Consider the following 22430-nt stretch of genomic DNA (forward strand, 5'->3'; position numbering starts at 1 on the left):
GGAGCTGGAGTGGACCTACGGGTTGCTCTGCGGCCTCGGCAGCCACGACCTCTCCGCCATGCGGGAGCTGCTCGGCCGCCCGAAGGAGGTCTCGGCGGCGAAGATGTGGCGCAACGGCGGCTACATCGTCGCGCTCCTCGACTACGGCGACTTCGTCGTCACCTACGAGACCGGGGTGGACGACCAGCTGCGTTACGACACCTACATCGAGGTGTACGGCGCGAGCGGCACGATGAAGGTGGAGTACGACACGCCCTACGTCCGGCACTTCCCGACGACGCTGCATCTGGAGCTCACCGACGGCGACTCCTACGAGCGTTCCGTGCGGCGACCACACCTCAAGGACCCCTACACCTATGAGCTCGAGCACTTCCACGAGGCGGTCACCACAGGTGCGACGCCCAAGACGACCCCGGAAGACTACGTGCAGGACATGGAGCTCTTCATCGAGATCATCCGAGCCCTGGAGAACGGCTGATCACGCCCCCCCGGGACGACGTCGGGCGGGGCGGCATTCGGAAGATAAGTCGAGCCCAGCCGAAGATAGGTGTCGTGGCCCCGGTCGCCGCGCCGTAGCGTCGTCCTCGCCCCTGTCCCGGAACACCCGTACCTGGAAAGGCGCCACCGCGATGACTGAGACCCTGACCGACGCCGATGTGGCGTTCTTCCGCGAGAACGGCTATCTGTTGCCCGGCCGCCAACTGCTCCCGGAGGATCGCCTCTCGCGGCTCGAGCTGATCTTCAACGAGCACCTCGAAGCCAGGGGCGACAAGCTCTCCGACGAGCTCGACACGCCGCACTACCACGACGAGCGGCTGCTGGATCACCTGCTCTCCGACGAGGTTCTCGACTGGGTCGAGCCGCTGGTCGGCCCGAACATCGCCCTCTGGTCGAGCCACTTCATCTCGAAGGACCCCTTCACCGGCCGGGCGACCCCCTGGCACGAGGACAGCGCGTACTGGGAGGGCCGCTTCGACGACTACGACAACATCGTCACGATCTGGCTCGCCCTCGAGGGCGGCTCGTTCAAGGAGAACGGCTGCATGCGGGTCATTCCGGGCTCGCACCTGGACGGTGGGTTCTCGGACAACTACCGGCCCACCGACATGACCGAGCAGACCTTCCACGCGGAGCTCGCCGGTGTGGACGAGGCGAAGGCCGTCTACTTCGAGTTGCAGCGCGGCGAGTTCTCGATGCATGACGGCCGGATCGTCCACGGCGCCCGAGCCAACACCAGCGCCACCCGTCGCACCGGCTACACCATGCGGTACTTCCCGAGCTCCGTGAAGATGCAGGACGTCCCACAGAACGAAGGATGGAAGATCTGGCTGGCCCGAGGGGTCGACCTCGCCGGCAACGACTACGCGAACGCACCCGCCCGCGCGTGAGGTTCGGCCCATGAGACTGGGACTTCTGACCGCCTGCCTGCCCGGCGAGTCGCTCGAGGACATCGCCCAATGGGCCGGCGGCCACGGGTACGCCGCCCTCGAGGTCGCCGCCTGGCCCGACCGGCCCGGCCGCGACTGGGAGGCCAGCCACCTGAACGTCGAGGCATTCGGGCAGGCCGACGCCGACAGGGTCGCCGCGATCCTCGACCGGAACGGCCTGACTCTGTCGGCGGTCGCGTACTACGAGAACAACCTGCATGACGACCGGGAGGTTCGCGAGGCGACGCACGCGCACCTGCGCCGGTGCATCGACGCCGCCCACCTGCTCGGCGTGCGCCTGGTCGGCACCTTCGTCGGCCGTGACGTGACGCTCACGGTGGCCGAGAACCTCCGGCTGGCCGAGCAGGTGCTGCCGCCGCTGGTCGAGTACGCCGCGGCCCGCGACGTACGCCTCGTGATCGAGAACTGCCCGATGGAGGGCTGGCATCCCGACGGCTATCCGGCCAACCTCGCGTACTCGCCCGAGCTCTGGGGCTGGATGGCCGACCTCGGGCTGTGGCTCAACTACGACCCCTCGCACCTGGTCTGGCTCGGCATCGACCCACTGGCGGCGCTCGAGGCGCACGCCGACCGGATCCTGCACGTTCAGGCCAAGGACGTCGAGGTGCACGCCGCCGCCCGCAACCGCTATGGCGTGTTCGGGCAGGTGCTCGACAAGCAGCCCTGGAAGAGCGGGTGGTGGCGCTACCGCATCCCCGGCCTCGGTGAGGTCGACTGGCGGCGCCTGATCGACGCGCTCCACCAGCACGGCTACGAGGGTGTCGTCTCCGTCGAGCACGAGGACCCGGTCTGGAGCGGTGACCCCGGCCGCGTCCGCCAGGGCCTGACCATCGCACACCGCACCCTCGCCCCGCACGTCCACGTCTGATCGACCGCCCAGGAGGGCCCCGCCCATGCACCGCGGTGTCTACTTCGATGCCTGGTTCCCCCGCCAGCACTGCTACCACCCGAGTCTCCCGCCCCGCCGCCTGCGAATGGTCGACGAGCTCGTCGACTACCGCGCCACCGTGCTGGTGTGGTCTGCCATGGGCGGTGGCTCGCTGGCCCTGCCGTACCTCGAGCAGGAGGCGTTCGGCCCGGTCGACGCCCGCTCGCGCTTCTACGGCTTCGTCAATGACAGCGAGTTCATCGCCGCCTGTCACGAGCGGGGCATCAAGGTGCTGGGCATCATCTTCGAGGCCCAGGGCTGGGAGTTCCCGGTCGAGCTGACCGACCAGGAGGACGCCGTCCTCGCCCTCAACGAGCTTCGCGGCGTGGGAAAGCGCGACTGGATGGGGCTGCGTGAGTTCTCGTCCAACCGCTACCCGAAGCTCTGGAAGCCGATCGAACACTACTTCCCCGGCGGGCTGGTGAACTCCGACGGTGACCCGGTCACCGACCTGATCGAGGAGTGCGTGGTCCGCGACATCCACGGGCGGCCCTGCCATGCGCACTGGGTGGAGTGCCCGGATCGCGAGCACCAGTGCTTCTACATGGACCGCAACAACCCGGTCTGGCGCGAGTACCTCAAGGCAGTGATCAGGATTCAGGTCGATGCCGGTGTGGACGGGATCCAGCTCGACGAGGCCGAGCTGCCGATGGGTGCATTCCAGTATGGCGCTTGCTTCTGCAAGGACTGCATGAAGGGTTTCCGCGCCCACCTCCAGGGGCTGAAGCCCTCGGAGGTGGACGTCGTGCTCGACGGGGTCGACCTCGAGACCTTCCACTACGGCGACTGGCTGCTCGCGCAGGGCTACGACTTCAAGTCGGACCGCGAGTCGACGCCGCTGTTCGGCGACTACTACGCCTTCCAGTGCCTGTCGATCAAGAGGTATTTCGCCGAGCTCGCCGACTACGCTCGCGAGTACGCGCGGTCGCGCGGCCGCGAGATCATCGTCTCCGGCAACTTCTTCAACGTCGAGCCGATGTACCTCGCCCTCGCCGACGACGTCGACCTGGTCATCACGGAGATGCGGAACACGACGTACCGCCAGCCGGACTGGTACCGGTACGTCGCGGCGTTCGCCGGTGACAAGGATGTCGTAGTGGTCGAGAACCCGTACGGCGGCGTTGTTCCGGAGCTGATCGACCTGCTCGGGAAGGGCAAGGGGTACGACCTCTTCCGGCTCTCGCTGTTCGAGGCGGCGGCGATGGGCTCGAACATGTCGGTGCCCTACGGTTCTTGGATGGGCAGCGTCATCGAGGACTCGTTCTACGCGCCCCACGAGCTCGCCAGCGGGATCCAGGCGTTCCTGGCCGACCACGAGCAGCTGTTCGCGCGCCGGACCGCCAACGACGTCGCGGTCGTCTTCAGCGTCGAGAGCACGCGCGAGCTGATCGGCAAGGCGGACGCCGGCGACAACACCACCAACGCGCGCGATGAGTCGGTGGTGGTGCCGTATCGCGTCGTGACGAAGACGCTCTCGGACGCCGCGGTGCCCTACGACGTGGTGATCTGGCCGGACGGCGTCACCGCTCCGGACCGCTCGAGCACCGAGGCGCTGCTGCGGTACTCGACCGTGATCCTGCCGGACGTCTTCGCACTGACCGAGGGCCAGGTCGCCGCCGTCGAGGGATACCTCGCGGCTGGCGGGACGGTCGTCGTCACCGACCGGGTGGCAAGCTCCCTCCCGCGGCACGGAGGTGTCCGTACCGCGCGCCGCGCCGCGCTCGACGAGCTGCTTCCGCATGGGCGGCAGGTCGAGACCACGGTGTCGGCCGCCGCGAACGTCCAGCACCTGGCCGACGGCTCCTACGCGCTGCACCTGGTCAACTACGACTACGACCGGGATGTCGACGCGGTGCGCGCGTTCACCGATGTCCCGCTCCGCGTGCGGCTGCCGAAAGACCGGGAGCACGCGACCGTGGTGGCGAGCGACGGGACGCGAACGCCGCTGGAGGTGGTCCGCGAGGAGGGGGCGCACGTCGTACGCCTCGACTCGCTGGGTGTCTACGCGATCGTGGTCTTCCACGATGGGGAGCTGCCGTGAGGATCGCGGCGCTGCGTGGGCGCGAGACCTTGGAGATCGAGGAGACCCCGGTTCCGTCGATCGAGCCGGATGAGGTGCTGGTCCGCGTCGTGGCCTCCGGCGTGTGCGCGTCGGAGCTCGAGCCGTGGCTGACCGGTCCGCCCGTGGGGGAGGTCCGGTACCCGGGCCACGAGGTCAGCGGCGTGGTCGTCGAGATCGGCGCCGAGGTGACCGTGCCGGCGGTCGGGGACCGGGTCGGCGTCTGGGTCACCGAGCGCGGCTTCGCGGAGTACGTCGCGGTGCGCGCGGCGTACTGCTTCCCGGCGGGCGACGGCCGGCTCGACGAGGCGCTCGCGGAGCCGATCGCCTGCTCCGTCAACGCCGTCGAGGCCGCCGACGTCCGCCTGGGCGACGACGTGGTCATCATCGGGGCCGGATTCATGGGGAACCTGGTGCAGAAGCTCGCCGCCCTGCGCGGCCCGCGGCACCTGATCGTGGCCGACGCGCGCGCCGACGCCCTGGAGCGCGCCGTGCGGCTCGGCGCCACGCGGACCGTTGACGTGACGAAGGAGTCGCTGCCCGACGTCGTACGGTCCCTCACGGGCGGGCGCGGCGCCGATATCACCTTCGAGTGCACGGGCACTCAACGCGCCCTCACGGTGTGCGGTGACACCACCCGGATGAGCGGCACGATCGCGATCGTCGGCTTCCATCAGGGCGCCGATCGCACCATCCCGCTTGCTTACTGGAACTGGATGGCGTTCAGGGTCGTCAACGCCCACTTCCGTGACGTCGCGGTGATCATGCGCGGCATGTCGGTCGGCATGCGCCTCCTCGCCGGCGGCGTGCTGTCGATGGACGGCGTCGTCAGCCACCGCTTCCCGCTCGAGGAGATCAACACCGCCTTCGCCACGCTGCGCGAGAAGCCTGATGGGTTCGTGAAGGCGGTCGTGACGTTCCCGGAGCCGTGACGGTGGTCGGTCGCCACTCAGGCCGTGCCGCGCTCGATCAGCGGGCAGGGCAGCACGACGGTCCGTCCGGCACCGGTGTAGCGGCCCGACATCCGGCTCATCAGCAGGTCGCCGGCTGTGCCGCCGGCCTCGTACGCCGGGTTGCGGACCGTGGTCAGCCGCGGTGTCACGATTGTGGCGGCGTCGACGTCGTCGAAGCCCACGATGGCCACGTCCTGCGGGACGGACAGTCCCAACTCGTGGGCCACGTCGAGCGCTCCGATCGCCATCAGGTCGTTCGCGCAGAAGACGGCGTCAGGTCGGACCTCGAGCGCCATGAGCGCCTTCATGGCCTCGTAGCCTCCCTTGCGGGTCCAGTCGCCGCGCACCATCCGTTCGGCGGGAACCTTCCGCTTCGCGGCCTGCATCGCCGAACGGAAGCCCGCCGTGCGCGCCGCGCCGTAGTGAGGTGGGCCCTGGATCATTGCGATCCGCTGGTAGCCGCGCGAGGCCAAGAAGGAGGCGGCAGCGCGAGAGCCGGTCTCATCGTCAGGGATGACCGCGTCGCAGAGGGGATGGTCGAGCTGGTCACCGATGCAGATGATGGGAGTCTGCTTGTCGGCCTCCCCGAACGTGACCTGCGACGCGGTCTCGCCGGACGCGAAGACGATGCCGTCCACTCCGCGGTCCATGGCGTCCTGGAAGAACTTGCGCTCTCGGTCGTGCTGGCCGTCGGTGTTGCAGACGTATGTCCCGTGCCCGGCGGCGTCGACGGCGTCCGCCAGGCCTCGGGTGAGCACGGCGTAGAACGGGTTGGTGATGTCGGGGACGACGACCGCGATCATGTGCGACTGCCGGGTCCGCAGGTTGCGGGCCACGATGTTCGGCCGGTACCCGAGTTCGCGGATCGCCTTTATCACGGTGCCTCGGGTGGCGACTGCGACCGCGCGCTTGCCGGACAACACGTGGGAGACGGTGGTGGGGCTCACCCCGGCGCGGCTGGCGACCTGCGCGATCGTCACGCGCGAGCGTTGGTCGGACGCTGCCTCGCTCCTCGACATGGCCGTATCCTACTGGGAGATCTGGCAGCAAAACGATTTGGGGTCGTCCCATGACCGACCTGGTCGAGCGGTTCAGCAGCGAGTCGCTGCTCCTTCCCGACAGCGGTGCGCGGGTGATGCGGCCACGGCTACGCACCGTCGACGTGCACTGGCACGACTACTACGAACTGTGCCTGGTGGTCTCAGGGGTGGCTGAGCACGTGGTGAACGGTGCCCCGCGACGGATCGGCCGGGGGAGTGCCTTCCTGCTGTCGCCCGCGGACTTCCACGCCATCCGGCCGCTCGGTCACGAGCCGCTCGATTGCTACAACACGGTCATCGACCCGGGGCTCATGGAGCGACAGCTCGCCGGGCTGGGGCCGCCCTCGGTCGGTGATCTCCCGTGGCAGACCGACGACTTCCTCGATGCGGAAGTCGATCTGCGCCGGCTCCAGGCCGAGTTCGAGGAGCCACGGCTGGGCAGCGCACGACTGGTCGAGGCGCTCGTAGGATGCCTGGTGGTCGAGCTCGCGCGGCGCCAACTGGTCGAGGCCGCGGTCGCCGACCACCGCCTCGGCGTGTCCGATGAACTGCGGGCCGCGGTCCGCTTCGTCGACCGGCACTTTCGCGAGCCGATCTCGCTCGCTGACGCCGCCCGGCGGGCGCACTTGTCGTCGAACTACTTCAGCGAGCGGTTCCGGGAGTACACCGGCTCGTCCTTCCAGCTCTACCTGCAGGAGCGCCGTCTGCGGTTCGCCCGTTCCCTGCTCGCGTCGACCTCGTTGTCCGTGACCGAGGTGTGTCACGCCGCCGGCTTCAACAGCCTCTCGCACTTCGGTCGTGCCTACCGGCGCCGGTACGGCACCGCTCCATCGGACCGGTCGGGCGGACAAGCAGCCGCACTCCCAGGGATCTCGGGGCCGTCACAATGTGACAGAGCTCACCCGGATCCGTTGACAAATGCCCCGTCCTTGGCGAGACTGCCCGCCAACTAGCCAATCGATTTGCATCGGTTCAAGGCTCCGTATCTTCCACTGAGCGAGTAGTAGGGAGCAGGCGTGGTGAGGTTCCACAAGTCCTGGAAGACTGCGGCATCCGTTGCGTTGGCGCTCGCGACATCTCTGAGCCTCACGTCGTGCGGAAGCGATGGGAAGGAGCCGAACACCGGCATCGGCAAGGGCGCAGGTCCGGTGAAGGACCCGGCCTCGCCGCAGACCGTGACGTTCTTCTCCTGGGTCGGCAACGAACCGCAGATGAAGGAGATGGCCGCCGAGTTCCACAAGCGGCACCCGAACATCACGATCAAATTCGAGAACGCCCCCGCGGAACAGGCGCAGCAGGTGCTCAGCACCCGCATCGCCGGCAACACCGCCCCAGACGTCGCCTACATCAACGCAAGCGACACCAGCGACTACGCCGCCAGAGGGGCGCTCGTCGACCTTGGCGGCTACATGGAGCGCAGCGAGATCGTGAAGCCGGACAACTACGTCGATGGCTTCAGGACGTTCGTCACCTGGAACGACAAGATGTGGGGACTGCCGTTCGACGGCGAGACGACCGGTCTGTTCTACCGGACCGACCGCTTCAAAGAGGCCGGGATCGACGGCCCGCCGAAGACCTGGGACGAGTTCAAGGCCGCCGCAGAGAAGCTCACCGACACGGCGAACGGCAAGTACGGCTTCGAGATGTTCGCCTCGGAGTCGGCGTACTACTGGTACCCCTGGCTCTACCAGGCGGGTGGCGACGCGCTGACCAGGGAGGGCAAGGACATCGCCTTCGACAGCGCGCAGGGCAAGACGGCGGCCGACTTCTACGTGAACCTCGCCAAGTACTCCCCGCGGGACTACCTCAACTCCAACTCCTACGACGGCCGGGTGGCGTTCGCGAAGGGCGACGTGGCGATGTACGTGGCGGGTGCCTGGTTCGCCGGCACCCTCGCGGACGAGTACCCCAAGATCACGGGCAAGTGGGCGGCGGCGCCGCTCCCCGACGGGGTCGCCGGGTGCAAGACCACCATCGCCGGAGACTCGCTGGTGATGTTCAACAAGACGAAGGTCTCCGACGCCGCGTGGCTGTGGATGGAGTTCCTCTCGCAGCCTGACAACCTGGCCAACTGGACGTACAAGACCGAGGGCACGCTGCTGCCTCCGACGAAGTCGCTGCTCGGCAGCGCCGACCTCGCCAAGGAGAAGCCGGTCCTTAAGCCCTTCGCCGACCTGATGTCGTGCGGCGTCGCGAGCACGGTCTCCAATCCGAAGTACCCGCGGATCGAGACCATCCTCAACGAGGAACTCGGCAAGGCCATCTATGGCGACCAGACCGCCCCGGAGGCGCTGGACAACGCCGCCCAGCAGGGCCGGGCGATCCTCGCCCACTGACCGAGCGGCCACAGCACCGGCGATGCGTCACCGGGCCGGGCCGGCCCGGTGACGCACGGAGGAAAGGAGACGGTGATGGCGACGGCACGGCCGCTGGTGCGGACCGAGACGGACGCGGCGCCTGTGAAGACCGGCGTGCGATGGACTCGGCCACGCCTCAGACGCAAGATCCGGCACGGAAACCGGCGCGGCCTTCCGGCCCGGGTCTGGACGGAACGGTCGGCGTACGTCTTCCTGTTGCCCGGCATGCTGATCTTCTCGGTCTTCACGCTGGCCGCCCTGATCTTCGCCGTCTACCTGACATTCCACCGGTGGAGCATCATCGAGCCGGACAGGCCGTTCGTCGGCCTGGACAACTATCGCGACATGATCCACGATGAGCGATTCACCGAGTCGGTGCTGAACACCATCTACTTCAGCGGCGCCTCGGTTCCGCTCTCGATGGCGATCGGACTGCTGCTGGCGCTTCTGGTCAACCTGCCGCTGCGGCTGCGTGGCCTGTTCCGGGCCGCGTTCTACCTTCCGGTCGTCACCCCGTTCGTAGTCTCCGCCATCCTCTGGAAGTGGCTCTACAACGGTGACTACGGGCTGTTCAACCACTACCTGCTGCAGGCGCACATCATCGATGCCCCCTTGCTGTGGCTGTCGGACAAGAACCTCGCGATGCCGGCGGTCATCCTGATGAGCGTGTGGGCGGGCACCGGCTTTTCGATGGTGGTCTACCTCGCCGGGCTGCAGGCGATCCCCGATGAGCTCTACGAGTCGGCCCGCATGGACGGTGCCGGCGTATGGCAACGCCTGCGGTACATCACGATCCCCATGCTCCGGCCCACCACCCTGTTCTTGCTCGTCATGGGGATCATCAGCTCGCTGCAGGTCTTCACCCAGATCTTCGTGATGACCAGCGGCGGACCGGTCAGCAGGACGACGACGATGGTCTACTACATGTATCTCTGGGCGTTCAAGTACTTCGACATGGGCTATGCCAGCACCTTGGCGTTCGCGCTCTTCCTCATGCTGCTCGTGTTCACGGCGCTCCAGCTGCGCCTTGTCCGGCAGGGGTTCGAGGCATGAGCGGCGTCGTCGAAGGAGTCGACCTGCGTCAGGTGGCGCCGGAGCCCGCTCCGCCGGCCCGAAGGTCGCCGGCCCGGAAGCCGCAGAACGGGATCCAGTTCAGGTGGCAGCAGAAGGTGGTCACGTACCTGGTGCTCACCCCGCTCGCGATCTTGTTCGTGGCCCCGTTCGCATGGCTGATCAGCGCGTCGTTCCAGCCGATGGGGGAGATCTTCTCCACGTCGCCGCACTGGGTTCCGAAGGACCCGACCCTGGACGGCTACAAGGGCTTTTTGGATGTCGGTCACCTCACCAAGGCCCAGCAGGGCCAGGGACACGGCGACTGGCGGTGGTTCGCGAACAGCGCCTTCGTCGCGATCGCGATCACCGTGCTGCAGACGTTCTTCAACGCCCTGTGCGCCTACTGCTTCGCCAAGCGCCGGTTCCCCGGCCGCAACGTGATCTTCATGCTCTTCCTGGCGACGATGATGGTTCCCGGCCAGGTCACGCTCATCCCGAACTACCTGATCATCAAGCACATCCCGTTCTTCGGCGGCAACGACTGGATGGGGAACGGCGGGCACGGCTGGCTGGACTCCTACTGGGGTCTGATCATGCCGGGGATCGTGTCGGCGTTCGGCATCTTCCTCATCCGTCAGTACATGCTCTCGATTCCGGACCAACTGCTGGAGGCCGCCCGCATCGACGGTGCGAGCGAGTTCCGGATCTTCTGGTCCGTCGTGCTGCCGCTGTGCGCGCCGGCGCTCGCGGCAAACGCGATCTTCACCTTCCAGGGGGCGTGGGAGGACTTCTTCTGGCCCCTGATCATCCTGTCCAGCCCCGAAAAGATCACCGCGCCCGTGGGCCTCGCGCTGTTCGTGGTGCAGAACCGCACGTCCTGGACATTGCTCTTCGCCGGGTCGGTGATCGCGGCCCTGCCGATGATCATTGTGTTCCTCGTCTTCCAGCGGAAGTTCGTGCAGGGCATCGCCCTCACCGGTGTGAAGGGCTGATCGTGGCGACGGCGAATCCGGATGGAGCCCGAGACGTGCTCACCCGGCTGCTCGAAGCCGGAAACGGCGTGCTCAGATGTGAACCGGCTTGGGTCGCGCGCGACTTCCTGCCGCCGGGCCGGCGGCTGGGCCTTCCCGAGAACGCCTACGACGTCGGGGAGCGTGGCGCGATCTGCGAGCGGTGGCTCGCCTCAACGACGAAGGCGGACAACCGCGTCGGTCCCGAGGACGAGGGGCTCAGCCACGTCGTGGGGGAGCACGGTGAGCGACTCCTGCTGCGCGACGCCGTGGCCGCCGACCCGGCGGCGATCCTGGGCGCGGCGTACGCCGCCTCGCACCCCGCGGGACTGGGGCGGCTGGCGAAAATCTTCGACTACGCCTACCGGCTGCCCTACCACATCCATCCGCCCCAGGAGTTCGCGTCGCTGGTCGGCCGCAACGCCAAGGACGAGTCCTACCATTTCCTGCCGGGTGTCGACCCGGGCGCGCACCCGGAGACGTTCTTCGGCGTGCACCCGTGGATCGCGGAGCAGTCGGCGCACGAGGTGCTGTTGCCCTACCTCGCCGACTGGAACAGCGACCTGATCCTTCGGCATGCCCGCGCGGAGCTGCAGGTCGCCGGCGAGGGATTCCATGTGCCGTCCGGTGTGCTGCACGCCCCCGGCACGGCTCTCACCCTCGAGTTGCAGGAGGACTCCGACGTCCTGTCGATGTTCCAGGCGTTGAACGCCGGCCGGATCATCTCCAAGGACCTGCTGTTCAAGGACGTCCGTCCGCGGGACCGCGAGAAGCACGGCGAGCGGTTCCCGCTCGGCTTCGTGGACTGGGAGGTGAACGGCGACCCATGGTTCTACGAGAACCGCCACCTGAGCCCCCAGCCTGTCGTCGGCGCGGACGGCGATGGCGAGGAGACCTGGGTCTTCTACAACACCAGCAAGTACGCCGGGAAGCGTCTCGTCGTCCCGCCGGGCGGCGTCCACCGGCTGCGCGAGCCCGGCGTCTACAGCGTCTTCGCCTGGACCGGTGACGGCAGGCTCGCCGGGCACGAGGTGCGCGGCGGCGAGCCGGGCCGGGACGAACTGGTGGTCACCCACGACGCGGCGACCCGCGAGCACGAGGTCGCCAACACCGGAAGCGAGGTCCTCGTGGTGTTCCTGTTCTTCGGGCCCGACCTCCACACGGAGGCGCCGTCCATCGCGGGCCGTGCGCGGTGACCGGCGAGCTAACGGTCGGCCTGCTCGGGGCCGGCATGATCGCCGGCGTCCACGCGCACGCCTACCGCGACTCCCCGGGCGTCCGGCTGGCCGCGGTTGCCGACCCGGTGCCGGGCAAGGCCGAGCGGATCGCCGACCGGCACGGCGCGAAAGTCGTGCCGGACCTCTACGCGCTGCTCGACCTCGGCGTCGACGTCGTCGACATCTGCACGCCGCCGACAGCCCATGCCGACGCCACGATCGCCGCCCTTCAGGCGGGCCGGCACGTGCTGTGCGAGAAGCCGATCACGCGCACCATGGACGAGGCGCGCCGCGTCCTCGCGGCCGCCGAGGCCGCGCCCGGCCTGCTCTCGATCGGGCAGGTGGCCCGCTACGGCCCGGACCACCGGCTCGCCCGCGACCTGGCGGCATCGGGCGAAATCGGGCTCGTACGTATGCTCAGCCACTCGACGACGACCTCGCTACCGGGGTGGAGCGAGGGGGGATGGCTCGCCGACCCCGCGACATCCGGTGGGCCGCTGCTCGACCAGGCCGTGCACAGTTTCGACTACGCCCGGTGGGTTATCGGCAGTCCCGCCGTACGCGTGCACTGCATGGCGGCCGACAGCGGCGCGGGCGCGCTGACCTACACCCTGACGACGGTCCGCTACGAGAACGGCGCCATCGCGCACATCGAGTGCAGCTGGGCCCACCCGGCCTCGCGCGGCTTCAAGCTCCGTGCGGAGATCACCGGCACCGAGGGCCGGCTGTCGTGGGACTACGACCACATGATGGGCGGCGTACTGCACGCCCACGAGGGTGACACGGAGTGGTGGGACGTGCTCGGCGACCGCGAGTTCACCCATGAGCTGAGCGTGTTCTTCCAGGCGTGCCGCGACGGCGGACCCCCGCCGGTGCCCGCCGTCGAGGCGGTCGAGTCGCTGCGCACGGCACTCGCCGCCCTCGAATCGGCCCGCACCGGCCAGACGATCGACCTGACCACGTGGGAGCTTTCATGAGCCGCAAGCCGGTCGGCGTCGCGATCCTGGGCGCTGCGCACATGGGCCACGCCTGGGCCTACTCGCGGGCGCTCACCGAGTCGCCGAACGCCTGCGTCGTGGGCCTGTACGACCCCGAGCCCGAGCACACCCGCTGGATCCACCAGGATTTCGGCGTACCACTCACCGGCGACGCCGAGGCGCTGCTGGCCTCGCCCGAGGTGGACGCCGTGCTGGTGTGCAGCGCCAACGACGAGCACCGCGCCCACGTCGAACGCGCCGCCGCCCACGGCAAGCACGTCCTGTGCGAGAAACCGATCGCCACGACGGTCGAGGACGGCGAGGCGATGGTCGCCGCCTGCGCGGCCGCGGGCGTGCAGCTGCACCTGCCGTTCGTGTCCCGCTTCCTGCCCATGGTCGAGCGGGCGCGCACGGCGGTCCGCGACGGCCGGTTGGGCGATCTGATCGGCCTGGTCGGTGGCAACCGCGGGCGCCCGCCGCTGCCCCCGGCGTACCCCGGCTGGATCACCGACCCGGTGGCCGCCGGCGGAGGTGCACTCATCGACCACTCCGTCCACGTCACCGACGTGATGCGGCACGTCAGCGGGCTCGAGGTGACCGAGGTGTCGGCCGAGGCCGGGTCGCTGCTCTGGAACCTCGACGTCGACGACGTCGCGGTGGTCTCGTTGCGCCTCGAGAACGGCGCGGTCGGCAGCATCGACCCGAGCTGGTCGGTGCCGGCGAACCACCCGCACGACTACGACTTCTACCTCCGCCTGGTCGGCACCGAGGGCTCGCTGGAGATCACCGACGGGGCCGAGGCGCTGAACGTCATCAGCGCGCGCGAGGGCGGCCCGCGGGGCCTGCGTCGGGCGTCGTTCGCCGAGGACGCCGATCGGGCGATGATCGAGGCGTTCCTCGCGTCGGTGCGCGCAGGCGTGATTGAGGACCCGTGTGCGACGGGGCAGGACGGCGTGCGCGCCCTGGAGGTCGCGCTGGCGGGCTACCGTTCCTCGAATCTGGGGCAGGTCGTCAAGCTCCGATAGCCCGGTGCCCGCTGATGCTTACGCGTGCAGCACGACCTCGCCGTCCAGCTGGGTGACCCGGTAGGTCTTGAGCCCGAAGCGCTTCGGCTCCAGGAGCGACCGGCCGCTCTCGAGGTCGAACTCCCAGCCGTGCCAGGGGCAGCGGATCACCCGGCCGGCCTTGCCGTAGACGTACTCGTGCGGCTCGGAGGCGACGAAGGTACCGCTCAGCGAGCCCGCACACATCGACGCACCCATGTGCGGGCACCTGTCGATGATCGCGAAGAACTCCTCGCCGACGCTGATGACGCCGACCGGCCGCCCGTTCACCTCGACGATCCTGCACCCGTCCCGGCGCACCTCCTCGACGCTGCCGACCCGAACTTCCATGCGGCCCACCCACTGATTCGTCTATCGCCTCGCCAATCGATTTGCTATGCATAACTTTGGCGGCTTCGAGCCATCTCCGCAACGACTGTCCGGACAGGAGCTCCCATGGCCGACCTGCTCGACCAGCCCACCGCCGAGGCGGCCGCACCGAGCCGCTACCGGCTCGTCGACTGCGACGTCCACCCGATCACCAAGAGCGGCCTCGGGGAGTTCCGGCCGTTCCTGTCCCAGGCCGCGCAGCGTCGCCTGGGCCTTGACGAGCGCCGTAACCTCACCACGATCGGGCACCGCGAGGCGGTGTCGATCCCGCGGAACATGCTCTACCTCAACCCGGCCGGGGTGCTCCGCGACGACGCCCGCGCCCCGGACGGGTCCGCGCCGGGCGCCGACCCGGCCTTCACGGCGCAACAGCTGCTCGACGGCAACGGCATCGACCGCGCGGTGCTCATCGGCGGCGAGGTGCTCGGGCTCGGGGCCATGCCCGACCCGGATGCCGCCGCTATGATCGCCTCGGCGTACAACCAGTGGCTGGCCACGACCTGGTTCGATGCCGACGACCGGTACCGCGGTTACATCGTGGTCGGTGCGCAGGACCCGGTGCTGGCGGCCCAGGAGATCCGGCGCGCGGCCGAGGACGAGCGCTTCGTCGGCGTGCTGCTGCCGCTCACCGGCATCCTGATGGGGCTGCGGCACTATTACCCGATCTACGAGGCCGCGCACGAGGTGGGAATTCCGGTCGCGGTCCACCCCAACTCGGGCGAAGGCATCTTCCGCACCTCCCCGCCAATGGCAGGCGGGACGCCGACGTACTACGTCGAGTGGCACAGCGGGCTCAGCCAGGTGTTCCAGGCGAACGTGATCAGCCTCGTCTGCCACGGGGTCTTCGAGCGCTTCCCGAACCTCAAGGTGATCCTCACCGAGGGCGGGCTGGGCTGGATCCCCGACGTGATGTGGCGGCTCGACAAGAACGTCAAGGGCCTGCGCGACGAGGTGCCGTGGGTGAGACGACTGCCCAGCGAGTACATCGTGGATCACATCCGGTTCACGACGCAGCCACTCCCGGAGCCGAAGCGCCGCCACCACCTGCACGTGCTCTGCGAGATCGCTCGCGCGGACCGTACCCTGATGTTCAGCTCCGACTACCCGCACTGGGACTTCGACGACCCGCGGCACGCCCTGGCGTCGCTGCCGCCGGCGATCAGGCAGCGGGTGAGCAGCCACAACGCCGTGGAGACCTACGGCGACCGGCTGTGACGATCCGCGTCGATCCGATGGCGCGTGAGGAGCCCTTCGGGTGGCCACCGCTATTTGGGAGCCGGCTCTGACCGGCGCCTTGCGCCGGTCAGAGCCGGGGAGTGCACCGTGCCGAGTCCGATCAGAGTGGTGTGCGTGCCGGAGCGTTCTGGAAGGCCCGCAGGATCGCGGTGTAGGCCGGCTTCGGCTGGAGGTTCTCGTCGAAGGGCAGCGGCCGGCGCGCGGCTCCATCCTTGCGCGGGAAGTCCTCCTGCAACCACGTGTAGCGGTCGCTCAGCCCGAAGCTGAGCACGACCTTAACCGCGGGCTCCTGGAGGGCCACGGACAGATACTGCGAGTACACGTCCGCCACGCCCGCGTCGCGACTGGGGATGTCGGCCTTCAGGCCGTCGTCCTGAACATCCATCTCGGTGATGAAGATGGACAGCCCCCGCGCCGCGACGTCCGACAGGAAGGTCCGGTAGGCCGCCGTATCGAATTGCCGGCTGAACCCGTTCGCATTCAGGTGTGCCTGGATCCCCAGCGCGTGCACCGGGACGTTCTTGCTCTGCAGATAGTCGATGGCCTTGAGCATCGACGTCCGCCGAGCCGCCGCGTCCGATCCGGTCTCGAATCCGAACTCGTTGATCAGGAGCAGAGCGTTCGGGTCACACTGGTGGGCGAGGTTGAACGCCTCCTCGACGAAGGTCGGCCCGATGGTCTGGTACCAGGGCTCGACCGTCCAGAACCCGTTTGCGTCCTTGCGCCGCCCGTCGGTCACCTCATTGGCCACCACCCAGGCCATCACCTGGCCGGCATAATGCGTGACCTCCTGCTGGATCGTCCCGAACAGAACGTCGCGCGCGTCCTGGGTGCTGAGGTTGTAAAGGGCGTCCGGGGCCCACCCGTCACCCAGTCCCTCGTCCCAGGCCAGGTGCGCCGCGAGCACCGGCTGAGCGTTGCCGGCGGCGAACGACACGATCTGGTCGCCGTAGCTGAAGTCCAGGGGCGAGGTCTGCGTCGGCTTGAGTCGATACCACAGCAGGTCGTCCTCGGTGAGCAGCATCCCACTCTCGCGCGCATACAGCGCCGCGTAGGCGGGGTCCGGCTGCACCTGCCACGTCGCGGTCGAGGAGCCGTACCGGATCCCCTTGGCCAGCGCTGCCTGATACAGATTGCCTGTCGGTGCCGCCCAGGCCGCTCTCATGTTCATGAACTGCGACGCACCACCACCCAGCAGCACCGCAGCTCCCATGCCGCCGACGAGGAACGACCTCCGACGGAGACCTCTCTGACCTGCCATCGCATTCTCCTTCACCGAGTTGTTCGAAGAACCGCGCCTGAGGTGCTGTGACAGCGGTCAGGCGACCCGCTATCACAGCGCTGGCCGCCCGTGACGAGCCGATCCGTTGCCCCTGTGCAAATCGATTTACATACATATACACCCGTCGACAACCTCGTGGGAAGGCCCAAGAGTGAGCCGACCGCGAGTCGCCCGCAGTGGAGTCCGGCAGAGTGGTCGCTAATGGATGTCTCGCAAAACCCGGTGTCCGTCTGCGGAGGACGGTCGTTCAAGATGTCCAGTTGCAGGTGATCGCCGCAGTCGCCCCTGAGTGGTTCTTCCCGTTCACGGGGCTTACCGGGCGCTGCTGGTCGCCGCGTACCGGCGTACCCAACCTGACCATGCCTCCAGATCGGCCCGCTGGTCGGGGTGTCGCACTCGGCCGTCCACCGCGTCATCGACAGCCTCGCACCCCTACTGGCCCTCGCCCCGGTACGCCGACGGCCCGTCGAGCAGATCGTCATCGTCGACGGCACCCTGATCCCCACCCGGTCGGGGGTGAGCCGTTCGAGCTGTTGGCCGGGGAAGGCGCGTTCGTACTCGCCCGGGACGATCGCGTCGAACCCGCGTGCCAGGTCCGTCACGGCGGTGAGCAGCCGTGCGCCTGCGGCCGGTCCGGCCAAGCGATCCGGCGGGGGACACCCTCGTCGAAGAACTCGCTCACGATTCGACCGCGGCCGGCAGTCAGGTCTTCGGCGTAGTTGCGCTGCCACCGGCACGACGACGCCCGGTCCTGGAAGCCGACGTGGGCATCCGCCGGTAGAATCCGAACCGGATGGCCGGTGGATTTGGTGTTGTCGGGCGCCGCGCCCGCTGGCGGCCTCGCTGGTTCGGCTGCCGTACCCACCAGCCGAGCAGGTCGGGGTCGTCGATTTCCGGCGCGTGTTGCATCAGGGCCCTCCCCACACCCGAAGGCACTACAGCCACCCCTCTCGATATGGATGAAACGGGTGCGGCGCGTGGGCACCTTCACGTACACGTGCCAGACCTACACCGATTATGCGATCACCGGAAGATCTCCAGCTCACCGGAGCTGCCCACCGACAGGCGCGTCACTAGGCGTTTCGCCGTTTCCACCAGGCCGCGACCCCGTGACCCGCGACTTCACCGCCGCGAGCCGACTAGATCGACGTGCTCTCGCGGAATCCAGGGCGAGGCGCCGCAGATTATGACCCCACCTACCCGACCTGCGCCGTCAGTTTCGAGACTTCGGATTCTTGGCAACACGGACATCGCCGCTCGGTCGAGCCCGGAAACGACACGACACGCCGAAAGGCGAGGGGTCTTCATGCTGGTGCGGCCGTGGCACCATACCTGTGTCGTCCGTCGCATCGGCGCGGCTCGTCAAGGGTTTCGGTGGAGCCACAATGGCCGGGCTGACAGGGGGCAGGATGCCGGGTACCACGCCGCTGAGTTCGCATGATCCACGCACCGCGGGGCCCTACCAGCTGATCGGGCGGCTGGGCGCGGGCGGCCAGGGCGTCGTCTACCTGGGCAGGGACGGGAACGGTAACCGGGTAGCGGTCAAGATGATCAATGTCGACCTGCGCCAGAGCCCCCGGATCAAGTCCCAGTTCGCGAAGGAGATCGCCGCCGCGCGACGGGTCACCCCCTTCTGTACGGCTCAGATCCTGTTCGCCGAGGTAGACGCGGACCCACCGTACGTGGTCAGCGAGTTCATCGAGGGCCCGACCCTGCAGCGGCACGTCCGTGAGCAGGGTCCGATCTCCGGGAACGCGTTGCACCGACTGGCCGTTGGCATCGCCACCGCGCTGACCGCGATCCACCAGTCCGACGTGGTCCATCGCGACCTTAAGCCGGACAACGTCATTCTCGGGCGGGACGGTCCACGCGTGATCGACTTCGGCATCGCCCGCGCACTCGACGTCACCGAGACGATGACCAGGCAGGTCATGGGAACGGCGCCATACATGGCACCGGAGCGGTTTCATAACCACCGGGTGGGTCCGGCCTGTGACGTGTTCGCGTGGGCGGCGACCATCGCCTTCGCGGCAGCGGGCCGGCCACCGTTCGGCAACGATTCGATCGTCGCGGTGATGAACCGTGTCCTGCACGAGCCACCGGACCTGCACGGCCTCTCCGACGCGCTGGACGACCTGATCCGGCAGTGTCTGCAGAAGGACCAGGATGCGCGGCCGAACGCCGAGCAGGTCCTGCTGCGGCTGCTCGGGCACACCGCGCGGCCCTCGACGGACCTGCTGCTGGAGACCGTCCTCAAGCAGGGCAACGAAGCCGCCACCGCGCCGACACCGTCGTATCCGGCGCCCGGATCCCCGCCCCTGGGCCATGCGGCCGGGCCAACCCTGCCCGACCTCCCCGAGCACGCGCCGGTCACGCGCCTGGCCGGCGCTCCGACGCGGCGGGAGAACCGCGAGCCCACCGCCCCGGTACGGCGAGGCCCCTGGTCGGGTCGGCTCCGCCGGGAGCTCGGGGACCCGTGGGGCGTCTCGATCGCGATCTTCCTCGGTGCGGTCGGCATGGCGTCCGGCTACGTCGCGTCGACCGCGGTCGGCGCCGCGGCACTCACCGGCGTGGTGACCTTCGTCGTGGTGTACGTCGTCCGCCTGCTGGTCGCCGCCGCGCTGGTCCCGAGCACCGAGCCGGATCCCGGGGAGGCGTCGACAGCAGACCAGACCACGACCCTGCTCCGGTCCGGCCCCTGACCCACGAACACGATCCGGTCGGTCCGCACCGCGGCTCGGCCGGGCTGGTGGCTGATGTCGACGCCGTCAGCCGACACCCTGGAGGGACCAAATGGTTTCAGGTCGACCGACTGCCCGGCCGTGGTTGCCGTACACCGCGGCCATCGTGGCCGGAGTCGCGGTCGTCACGGCGGCCTACCTGATCGTCCGGCCGGCGGCGGACGTCGCGTGCACGCCGCTGGAGGTCAGCTCGTCGACCGAGAAGGACGTGCTGCTCGGCGAGCTGGCAGAACGCTACAACAAGAGCGATCGGCGGGTCGGTGGCCGGTGCGCCGTCGTGACCGTACATGGCCTCACCTCTGGTGCGGCGACAGACGCGCTGGCCGGCGACTGGGCAGCCAAGCAGCCCAGCCTGCCACGGCCGCAGGTGTGGTTGCCGACGTCGACCCTGTGGACCGGGCAGTTGAAGCTGCTGGACGAGGCCGCCGGGCGCCCGGCGCAGACCCCCGGCCGGTACCCGTCGATCGCGAACAGCCCGCTGGTCATCGCCATGCCGCAGCCGAAGGGAGAGTTGCTCCAACAGCAGGGTCGACTCGGCTGGGGTGAGATCCTGGGCTTGTCTGGGCGCACAGGCTGGGCCACCTTCGGTCGCCCCGAGTGGGGGCGGTTCACCTTCGGCAAGGTCAACCCGTACCTGTCCACCTCTGGGCTGGCGGCCACGATCGCGACGTACTACGCGGCCATCAACCGGGCCAGTGACCTCACCGAGAGCGACCTCGCGAATCCGGCGGTGACCCAGTTCGTCCGCCGCATCGAGGCCAACGTGTCCCACTACAGCGACGACATCGTGGATCTGCTGAAGAACCGTGCCGAGGCGGACCTGTCCGGCGCCGGCACGGCGGCCCCGACCGACATGAGCGCGGTTGTGACGCAGGAGGAGTTGGTCTACCAGTACAACGAGGGGGAGCTGAGCCCGACCCGGGGCGAGAAGCCGAGGGTTCCGCTGGTCGCGGTGTATCCGAAGGAGGGCACGTTCAACCTCGACCACCCGTACGTGGTCCTCCCCTCGGCCAGCCCGGAGCAACGTGACGCCGCTGCCGACTTCCTGGCGTTCCTTCAGGAGTCGCCGCAGCAGCGGAGCTTCAGCCGGCTCGGGTTCCGCGATCACGAGCGGAACGCGTCCGGTCCGCTGATCGCCTCCGTCGGCGGGCGCGGGGCCCAAGATCTCACCTACTTCGACCCGCCGGATCCCACCGTGGTCAAGGCGATCCTCACCGGCTGGGGCACGCTGCGCAAGAAGGCGAACATCCTGGTCGCCATCGACACGTCCGGTTCGATGACGAACGCAAAGATCGGTGACCGGACCAGGTTCCAGGTGGCGACCAGGGCCGCCGTCAAGGGCTTCGGCCTCTTGAACTCCGAGGACCAGGTCGCGCTCTGGTCGTTCTCGTCAGAGACGAAACAGCGGCCGAAGTCGCCGTACAGCGAGGAGGTCCGGCTGTCGGCCTTCGACCAGAAGGCGCTCACCAATGAGATCAACAATCTCCATGTCGGGGGCGGCACCGCTCTGTATGCCACCGTACGGGCGGCACACCGTCACATGCTCGACCACTATGACCAGTCCCGGATCAACGCGGTGGTCGTATTGACGGACGGCAAGAACGAGTACAACAAGGACAACAATCTCGCCCGGCTGCTCCAGGATGTCGCGTTGGATCCGGAACGACCCGTCAAGATTTTCTGCATCGCCTTTGATGAGCAGTCCGATTTCGGGACGCTGGACCGGATCGCCAAGGCGTCCGCGGGCAAGGCGTTCGACGCCCGCGACCCGGCGAAGATCGACGACGCGTTCGTCAAGCTGGTCAGCAGCTTCTAACCTGATTTTCAACCTGTGCGGCGTGGGCGGGGGTTCGCGGTCTTCGTTTTCTTGGTGCCCGGTTTGTCGGCTGCCGCCGCAGCATCTGTGCTGGCAGGTCCTGAAGGTTGTCGGTGAGCTCGACCTGTCGGAGTTCCTGCGTCGTTACCGCGAGGGCCTGCGGGCGCTGTTCGTGCAGGTCCTGGCGTTATGCGCCCGGCACGGGCTGGTGGACCTGTCCACGGTGGCGATGGACGGCTCGCCGATGCACGCGGCTGCCGCACGCTCAGCCAACCGCAGCCTGGACGTGTTGGAGACCGTGATCGCCGACGGCGAGGCGCAACTTGCCCACTCCACCCATCGGCCGGTGCGGGCAGTGCGTTGGCCTGTTGCCGGCAGCGCGAACGCTCGGCGCGCGGCGCCGACCGGGGTGCGGGGCTGGCCTCGCGCCAGTCGGGCGAACCAGACGGCCGACGGGGACGCGTCATCGGCCACGGGCGACGGCCGTCCGACCGCGACCAGGCCGTAGTGGGGCGTGACCAGGCCGTTGATCTAAGCGGCGTTCGACACGACCGCCTCCCGATCGTCAGTCGTCCATACGGTATGTATTCTTGCTGACCGGGACCTGCGCCTCCAACTCATGCCATCCCACCCATTCGCCGGGTGACGCTGGCCAGATCGGAGTGACATGGGCTGCTCACACGCTCAGGACTGCCCCCTTTTCCCGCTGCTCAACGCGAGCTTGAGCGTCTGGCGTAACCACTACTGCGACAGTGCGCAGAGCTGGCTGACATGTGCTCGGTACCAGCTGTACAGGACAGGCCAGCTCGTACCGATCACGCTCCTGCCGAATGGAGTCGACGCGTTCAGGCCCGTACCTGCGGCAGTACCCAGGCCCACT

General features: G+C 68.4%; 19 protein-coding genes and 1 pseudogene. 17 read left to right on the plus strand and 3 right to left on the minus strand.

Features of this window, described 5'->3' with window-relative positions; translation table 11 throughout:
• From ABZ570_RS25950 to ABZ570_RS25970, 5 genes are all read left to right on the plus strand, one after another.
• A partial coding sequence (locus tag ABZ570_RS25950; protein WP_358068801.1) for a Gfo/Idh/MocA family oxidoreductase occupies positions 1-478 on the plus strand: 478 nt, incomplete at its 5' end.
• Positions 479-629: 151 nt separating this feature from the next.
• The gene (locus ABZ570_RS25955; RefSeq protein ID WP_358068804.1) at positions 630-1388 is read left to right on the plus strand and encodes a phytanoyl-CoA dioxygenase family protein; all 759 of its coding nucleotides are present in this window, start codon (positions 630-632) and stop codon (positions 1386-1388) included.
• Positions 1389-1398: 10 nt separating this feature from the next.
• The gene (locus ABZ570_RS25960) at positions 1399-2316 is read left to right on the plus strand and encodes a sugar phosphate isomerase/epimerase (RefSeq protein WP_358068806.1); all 918 of its coding nucleotides are present in this window, start codon (positions 1399-1401) and stop codon (positions 2314-2316) included.
• A 25-nt stretch (positions 2317-2341) separates the two neighbouring features.
• Positions 2342-4417 (plus strand): hypothetical protein, encoded by a 2076-nt coding sequence (locus ABZ570_RS25965; RefSeq protein ID WP_358068809.1) that lies wholly within the window; start codon positions 2342-2344, stop codon positions 4415-4417.
• Positions 4414-5367, plus strand: a complete 954-nt coding sequence (locus ABZ570_RS25970; protein WP_358068812.1) for a zinc-binding dehydrogenase — start codon at positions 4414-4416, stop codon at positions 5365-5367. Before ABZ570_RS25965 ends, ABZ570_RS25970 begins: the two co-directional genes overlap by 4 nt.
• Before the next feature lie 17 nt (positions 5368-5384).
• Here the strand turns inward: ABZ570_RS25970 and ABZ570_RS25975 are convergent, their stop codons facing one another.
• Complete coding sequence (locus ABZ570_RS25975; RefSeq protein WP_358068815.1) at positions 5385-6368, minus strand: LacI family DNA-binding transcriptional regulator; 984 nt, start codon at positions 6366-6368, stop codon at positions 5385-5387.
• A gap of 89 nt (positions 6369-6457) precedes the next feature.
• Here ABZ570_RS25975 and ABZ570_RS25980 point away from each other — a divergent pair, with 89 nt between their 5' ends.
• The 7 genes from ABZ570_RS25980 to ABZ570_RS26010 all read left to right on the plus strand — a co-directional run bounded on the left by ABZ570_RS25980 (position 6458) and on the right by ABZ570_RS26010 (position 14067).
• Positions 6458-7381: an AraC family transcriptional regulator gene (locus tag ABZ570_RS25980; RefSeq protein WP_358068818.1), complete on the plus strand. Its 924-nt coding sequence runs from the start codon at positions 6458-6460 to the stop codon at positions 7379-7381.
• 195 nt (positions 7382-7576) lie between these two features.
• Entirely contained in the window at positions 7577-8764 is a 1188-nt protein-coding gene (locus ABZ570_RS25985; protein WP_358068821.1) for an ABC transporter substrate-binding protein, read from the plus strand.
• A 75-nt stretch (positions 8765-8839) separates the two neighbouring features.
• Positions 8840-9838 carry a sugar ABC transporter permease gene (locus tag ABZ570_RS25990; RefSeq protein WP_358068823.1) on the plus strand — a complete coding sequence of 333 codons (999 nt, stop codon included), beginning with the start codon at positions 8840-8842 and terminating at the stop codon, positions 9836-9838.
• A complete protein-coding gene (locus tag ABZ570_RS25995) occupies positions 9835-10830 on the plus strand; it encodes a carbohydrate ABC transporter permease (RefSeq protein ID WP_358068826.1) in 996 nt (331 codons plus the stop codon). Before ABZ570_RS25990 ends, ABZ570_RS25995 begins: the two co-directional genes overlap by 4 nt.
• Before the next feature lie 35 nt (positions 10831-10865).
• Entirely contained in the window at positions 10866-12044 is a 1179-nt protein-coding gene (locus tag ABZ570_RS26000) for a hypothetical protein (RefSeq protein ID WP_358068829.1), read from the plus strand.
• The gene (locus tag ABZ570_RS26005; protein WP_358068832.1) at positions 12041-13042 is read left to right on the plus strand and encodes a Gfo/Idh/MocA family oxidoreductase; all 1002 of its coding nucleotides are present in this window, start codon (positions 12041-12043) and stop codon (positions 13040-13042) included. The genes ABZ570_RS26000 and ABZ570_RS26005 overlap by 4 nt, the downstream gene beginning before the upstream one ends.
• The gene (locus ABZ570_RS26010; RefSeq protein WP_358068835.1) at positions 13039-14067 is read left to right on the plus strand and encodes a Gfo/Idh/MocA family oxidoreductase; all 1029 of its coding nucleotides are present in this window, start codon (positions 13039-13041) and stop codon (positions 14065-14067) included. Before ABZ570_RS26005 ends, ABZ570_RS26010 begins: the two co-directional genes overlap by 4 nt.
• Before the next feature lie 18 nt (positions 14068-14085).
• Here ABZ570_RS26010 and ABZ570_RS26015 read toward each other — a convergent pair whose 3' ends face one another.
• A complete protein-coding gene (locus tag ABZ570_RS26015; protein WP_358068837.1) occupies positions 14086-14436 on the minus strand; it encodes a Rieske (2Fe-2S) protein in 351 nt (116 codons plus the stop codon).
• Positions 14437-14541: 105 nt separating this feature from the next.
• On the opposite strand from ABZ570_RS26015, the gene ABZ570_RS26020 reads away from it, so the two are divergent.
• Positions 14542-15690, plus strand: a complete 1149-nt coding sequence (locus tag ABZ570_RS26020) for an amidohydrolase family protein (protein WP_358068840.1) — start codon at positions 14542-14544, stop codon at positions 15688-15690.
• 121 nt (positions 15691-15811) lie between these two features.
• Here ABZ570_RS26020 and ABZ570_RS26025 read toward each other — a convergent pair whose 3' ends face one another.
• Positions 15812-16912 carry an endo-1,4-beta-xylanase gene (locus ABZ570_RS26025; RefSeq protein WP_358068843.1) on the minus strand — a complete coding sequence of 367 codons (1101 nt, stop codon included), beginning with the start codon at positions 16910-16912 and terminating at the stop codon, positions 15812-15814.
• A 341-nt stretch (positions 16913-17253) separates the two neighbouring features.
• On the opposite strand from ABZ570_RS26025, the pseudogene ABZ570_RS26030 reads away from it, so the two are divergent.
• The 4 genes and pseudogenes from ABZ570_RS26030 to ABZ570_RS26045 form a co-directional block, all read left to right on the plus strand.
• A pseudogene (locus ABZ570_RS26030) lies at positions 17254-17503 on the plus strand (IS5/IS1182 family transposase); the annotation flags it as partial.
• A gap of 899 nt (positions 17504-18402) precedes the next feature.
• Positions 18403-19695: a serine/threonine-protein kinase gene (locus ABZ570_RS26035; RefSeq protein ID WP_358068846.1), complete on the plus strand. Its 1293-nt coding sequence runs from the start codon at positions 18403-18405 to the stop codon at positions 19693-19695.
• A 91-nt stretch (positions 19696-19786) separates the two neighbouring features.
• The gene (locus ABZ570_RS26040) at positions 19787-21550 is read left to right on the plus strand and encodes an extracellular solute-binding protein (RefSeq protein WP_358068848.1); all 1764 of its coding nucleotides are present in this window, start codon (positions 19787-19789) and stop codon (positions 21548-21550) included.
• A gap of 22 nt (positions 21551-21572) precedes the next feature.
• The gene (locus ABZ570_RS26045) at positions 21573-22058 is read left to right on the plus strand and encodes a hypothetical protein (protein WP_358068851.1); all 486 of its coding nucleotides are present in this window, start codon (positions 21573-21575) and stop codon (positions 22056-22058) included.
• The last annotated feature ends 372 nt before the right edge of the window (positions 22059-22430 follow it).

Source organism: Micromonospora sp. NPDC007271 (assembly GCF_040634005.1).
Taxonomy (GTDB): Bacteria; Actinomycetota; Actinomycetes; order Mycobacteriales; family Micromonosporaceae; genus Micromonospora.